This is a genomic window from Methanosarcina sp. A14, from assembly GCF_001729375.1.
GTDB lineage: Archaea > Halobacteriota > Methanosarcinia > Methanosarcinales > Methanosarcinaceae > Methanosarcina > Methanosarcina barkeri.
This window is the reverse complement of the sequence record NZ_LZPK01000093.1, coordinates 1-4,459: the sequence shown is the minus strand read 5'-3', so window position 1 is coordinate 4,459 and position 4,459 is coordinate 1. Positions and strand designations below refer to the sequence as shown.

The following is a 4,459-nucleotide window of genomic DNA, read 5'->3' as shown; positions in this document are numbered from 1 at the left end:
ACAAAGATAACAAAACCTTCAATACGTGCGATGCCGTCTCCCTGACGAGCAATGTCCTGAATTGTTACATCGTAAACTTCGCCCTCTTCGACAGGGACTGAGCGACTTTCTTCTCTGAACATAAAAAATCATTCCTTTAATTTACTGAATTTAATGTGGTTACTTTATTTCCGGCATTTACTCGACAACGCTTGCAAATGCAAATTTTGGAAGTACTCTTTCGACTTTAATCCGAACCTCGTCACCAACTTTGGTGCCCGGGACAAAGACTACAAAACCCTCAATGCGAGCGATGCCGTCTCCCTGACGAGCAATGTCCTGAATTGTTACATCGTAAACTTCGCCCTCTTCGACAGGGACTGAGCGACTTTCTTCTCTGAACATGAAAAATCATTCCTTTAACATAAACTTTAATTAACTTTAATTTAACGTGGTTACTTTATTTCCCACATTTACTCAACAATGCTTGCAAATGCAAATTTGGGAAGTACTCTTTCGATCTTAATCTGGACTTCATCGCCAACACTTGTATTCGGGACAAAAACTACAAAACCTTCAATACGGGCAATGCCGTCTCCCTGGCGAGCAATATCCTGAATAGTTACATCGTAGGTTTCGCCCTCTTCAACGGGCACAGGAGCACGTTCATCTCTAAACATTACATTCATTCCTTTAGCTTCTATTAATCAGCTTAAGAAAGCTCTATCGACAGAAAAGAGTAAAAGCAGTACTTGACAAACCAAACTTGATAACCCAAATTCAGGAAGTACATATTCTACTTAATCTATTTTCTACTTAATCTATTTGATTAATTGATCCCCAACAGAGCTTCGGATAAGTCAATTAATTGGTCATACTCATATTCGCTTGTATATAACGTTTTGCTTTATTATCGATGAAAAAAGGAAAATAATGAAGTTTGGAAAATGTTCACTCCCTGGTCGGCAGACTTCTGATTTCTAATTTCAAAGATACATAAATAAGGACAATTCATCAAAAAAATAAAACAATTTAGAATAAAAAGATATTTCTCTATTAAATTTAAAGATTTCTGAGGAAGAGTTTTCTTGAGAAATCCTGAATAAACTCTATAAAATTAAGATTTAATTTCAAAAAGATTACAAGGATAAGTGATTGTGCCGAAACCTATAAATATTTAAAACTCCATTGTGAGAATCGCTCATTTAGTAATAATAACAATACGTGGGCCCGTAGCTTAGTCAGGCAGAGCGATGGACTCTTAATCCATAGGCCGGGGGTTCAAATCCCTTCGGGCCCGCTATCGTTATCTGTTTTTGAGAGTTCTTTAACTGATTATGAGTGTTATTTCACTTATTTTAGAACTTATTTTAGATATTCTTTCACTGCTTTTAGCATCATTTTACAAATTTTAGGTATACTCTCAATAATTTGATAATAAGCTGACCCTAAAAATCGAAATTACTCTGAATCTCAGATCCGCAATAATCAGTAAATTTTCGAATCACGAAAATAATTTTGAAATTTTACTAATTTGATGGTAAAATTAGTTTTGTGATGGGCTCCTTATTAAAATATCAATTGATGTTTGGAAACGATTAATTGCTAAAAATAGCTATAAAACAATTGCTAAAAACCAATTGATGAAAACCAATTACTAAAAATCAATTGATGAAAACCAACTACTAAAAATCAATTGACAAAAATCAATTGACAAATAAACCTCAAATATAAAAATATCAGGGTGCAGCTCTAATGCCAAAAGTAAGCGTTGAAATCCCTCAAGAACTTCTGGATGACCTTAATAGGCATGTGGGAGATAACAAAAAATTTGTCAGTCAATCTGATGCTATCCGAACCGCTATTCGAAAAATGCTGGACATGATGGATGAAATCGATAGAAGGCATGGGAGACTCGAGAAGTGATTTAAAATCCTGAAAATTGAAGTAAAACAGTTGAAGGTTTTAATACTATTGATTTCTCAGTTCAACAATGTAAATTTTAAACATTATAAAAATACCCCTGTATTTCCACTGTGTTTTGAGATCTGTCGGCTAATATTAAGAATTTTGGACTTATAGTAGAGTTTCCACTGGAATAAGAAACATAACCTGATTTCTCAGGTTATAAACTTTTCAGGCATGGATTCTCGGGATGAACTTAATAAAAAAGTTAATTAAAAATTAAGGGATTAGAGAGATTCCCTGAAATCCCTTATCCCCTGAGCTATATTGGAAAGCAATATAAATGCTATTTTCTGGTTAGGCCAAGAGCCAAGCCCGCAGTCAGGACCCACATACTTTATCAGGTTGCCAAAACGCCTGTAGTAAACCTTCAACCTTTTAGTTATAGTAGCCGGAGTCTCAAGTCCGCTAACAATTTCTGGAAGATATTGCTGATCTTTCCAGACGTTAGTACAGTACTTTTCGCTAATGATTCCTGCCAGGGTATAGACATCAGTTCTTGCAATCCCAAGCCTCAGGAAGCAATCTGTGTCCTCCAGAATTTTCTTGTCTATCAATTCCAGGTAAGAGGGCGTGCCTGCGGACTCTACTCCTATGACGTTTATTGTGGGGACCTGACAGGCAATGTTATAGTAAAGAGGAGAATGAAGGTGAATCTGTACGTCGGCTCCCCACTTACTGGCTGCTTTTGAGGCGCTGGTAAGGGCAGAAATAATATCGTTCTCATCAAAAGCAAGCTCAGGGTTCAGCCCTATACTTGGTTCATCAATAGAAACCGCTGCAATCTTGAAATTTTTTGCAGATCTCATGGAATTTCTTACAAAATTATTCACGCTTTTTGCAAAAATAGAATAGATATCCGTATACCGTGTACCTCCAAACTCCTTCAGATAAAGTTCCGTTGGACCGGTTACACAGACCCGAACCTTAAGTGTCTCTCCAAATTGTTCCTTATAGGCTTTTGCAACCTTCTCTATAGCCTCAAGTTCCTCAATCCTGGCGCACTCAAGTTTTACCTCAAAGGGACTGTCACAGCAATTAGAGTCCCGAATAACCTTAAGGAACTGTTCATTCATATCCTGATACTGAGGATAGGTAGGAACATCAACACCTGCATCTACTTTTTGCTGAAAGGCATCATTGATTACCGTAAAGAGTTTCTCATCTTCTGTTCTCGTTTTAAAGGCATTTTGGACCCATTCCTTACTGACTCCGTCAGGAAGGGGATAACTCCCAATATCGTCAAAGATGATTTCTTCCATATTCTCTTAGTAGACCTGTAAGGATTTAGCGTTATTGGAAAGACAGAAAAAATATAAAAATATAGAAAAATTTGAGGAAACGTAAAATATTATTCTGTTATTCGATTGTTCGAATATTTGAAAGATTTACTCTTCCTGTTTTTTCATTTCTTCATTAAATTCGTTAATGCCTTTTGCGGTATTCTCAAGAAGTTTGAAGGCAAGCTCCTGATCCGGCCAGAAAGCCAGCCCGCAATCCGGACTTGCATATTTTATCCGGTCTCCAAGGACAGAATAAGCCGTTTCAAGCCTATTTTTTACAACTGCCGGAGTCTCCAGGTCAGTAACGATTTTTTGCATATACTCCTTTTCCTTCCAGACATTAACCCCATACGTTTCATTGACAATGCCTATAAGACTGGAAATATCGGTTCTCGAGACTCCGAGCCTGATATAGGTATCTGAATCCTCAAGCACTTTTTTATCTAAGAGGTTCAGATAAGAAGGAGTTGCCGCGTATTCAAAACCGATAACATTAATAGGGGTCTCGCAGATAAGTTTGTATTTTAACGGGGAATGAAGGTGAATTCCCACATCAACTCCCTGTTTTCGGGCGTAAGTGGAAGCAACGGTGAGAGCAGAGATGATGTCGGCGTCAGAAAACTTGATTCTGTCATTTATCCCGAGACTTGGCTCATCCAGAGCTATAATCTTTATTTTGAAATTTTTTGCAGCCATAAACGCCTGTTTTATGAAATCTTCAATGTCCAGTGCGAGGATATGATAAGCGTCCGCATAACCCGTTGCTCCAAAGGCCTGGAGGTAGAGGTCTGTTGGACCCGAAATACAAACCCTGACTTCAAGCGTTTCTCCTGTTTCTTCCCTGTATTGTTTTGCAACCTCGTCAATTATCTCCAGCTCAAGGATTTTTGCATTTTCCTCTTTCAGTACATAAGGTTCATAACAGTTTTTTTCGTCTTTGATAATGTCCAGAAACTGTCCTATCATGTCCCTGAACTGAGGATAAGTGGGAACATGCAGTCCCACATCGATTTTCTTCTGAAAAGCCGCTCTTACAATGGGAAAAAGTTTTTCATCTTCATCCCGGTTTTCAGCCGCACTCTTTATCCATTCCCTTGTAATACCCTCAGGCATGGGAAGACTGCCTCCATCAGTAAAAATAATGTCCTGCATACCTCTTATGTAAGACAGTATCAAGTATTAGAAGTATTGGAATTGATTTAAGCTAAAAATTCAAAGTAGAGAAGTCAAAG

General features: G+C 37.7%; 6 protein-coding genes and 1 tRNA gene. 2 read left to right on the top strand and 5 right to left on the bottom strand.

Annotated features, from left to right (window positions below):
• The 3 genes from A9239_RS05305 to A9239_RS05295 all read right to left on the bottom strand — a co-directional run.
• A partial coding sequence (locus A9239_RS05305) for a TRAM domain-containing protein (protein ID WP_141706374.1) occupies positions 1–122 on the bottom strand: 122 nt, incomplete at its 3' end.
• A gap of 55 nt (positions 123–177) precedes the next feature.
• Positions 178–384, bottom strand: coding sequence for a TRAM domain-containing protein (locus tag A9239_RS05300; RefSeq protein WP_011306043.1), 207 nt, complete (start codon positions 382–384; stop codon positions 178–180).
• A 68-nt stretch (positions 385–452) separates the two neighbouring features.
• Positions 453–659 (bottom strand): TRAM domain-containing protein, encoded by a 207-nt coding sequence (locus tag A9239_RS05295; protein ID WP_048122563.1) that lies wholly within the window; start codon positions 657–659, stop codon positions 453–455.
• Between the two features lie 546 nt (positions 660–1,205).
• Here A9239_RS05295 and A9239_RS05290 point away from each other — a divergent pair.
• Together A9239_RS05290 and A9239_RS05285 are read left to right on the top strand one after the other, a co-directional pair.
• A tRNA-Lys gene (locus tag A9239_RS05290) sits at positions 1,206–1,279 on the top strand.
• Positions 1,280–1,734: 455 nt separating this feature from the next.
• Positions 1,735–1,905: a ribbon-helix-helix protein, CopG family gene (locus A9239_RS05285; protein ID WP_011306041.1), complete on the top strand. Its 171-nt coding sequence runs from the start codon at positions 1,735–1,737 to the stop codon at positions 1,903–1,905.
• Between the two features lie 266 nt (positions 1,906–2,171).
• Here A9239_RS05285 and A9239_RS05280 read toward each other — a convergent pair whose 3' ends face one another.
• Both A9239_RS05280 and A9239_RS05275 read right to left on the bottom strand, forming a co-directional pair.
• The gene (locus tag A9239_RS05280) at positions 2,172–3,206 is read right to left on the bottom strand and encodes a methionine synthase (protein ID WP_048122564.1); all 1,035 of its coding nucleotides are present in this window, start codon (positions 3,204–3,206) and stop codon (positions 2,172–2,174) included.
• A gap of 126 nt (positions 3,207–3,332) precedes the next feature.
• On the bottom strand, positions 3,333–4,379 hold the full coding sequence (locus A9239_RS05275; RefSeq protein ID WP_048122566.1) for a methionine synthase: 1,047 nt from the start codon (positions 4,377–4,379) through the stop codon (positions 3,333–3,335).
• Between the last annotated feature and the right edge of the window lie 80 nt (positions 4,380–4,459).

Excerpts from the sequence above, each read along its gene's own strand:
- A9239_RS05300 (WP_011306043.1), bottom strand. The coding sequence starts at position 384 with ATGTTCAGAGAAGAAAGTCGCTCAGTCCCTGTCGAAGAGGGCGAAGTT.
- A9239_RS05295 (WP_048122563.1), bottom strand. The coding sequence starts at position 659 with ATGTTTAGAGATGAACGTGCTCCTGTGCCCGTTGAAGAGGGCGAAACC.
- A9239_RS05285 (WP_011306041.1), top strand. The coding sequence starts at position 1,735 with ATGCCAAAAGTAAGCGTTGAAATCCCTCAAGAACTTCTGGATGACCTT.
- A9239_RS05280 (WP_048122564.1), bottom strand. The coding sequence starts at position 3,206 with ATGGAAGAAATCATCTTTGACGATATTGGGAGTTATCCCCTTCCTGAC.
- A9239_RS05275 (WP_048122566.1), bottom strand. The coding sequence starts at position 4,379 with ATGCAGGACATTATTTTTACTGATGGAGGCAGTCTTCCCATGCCTGAG.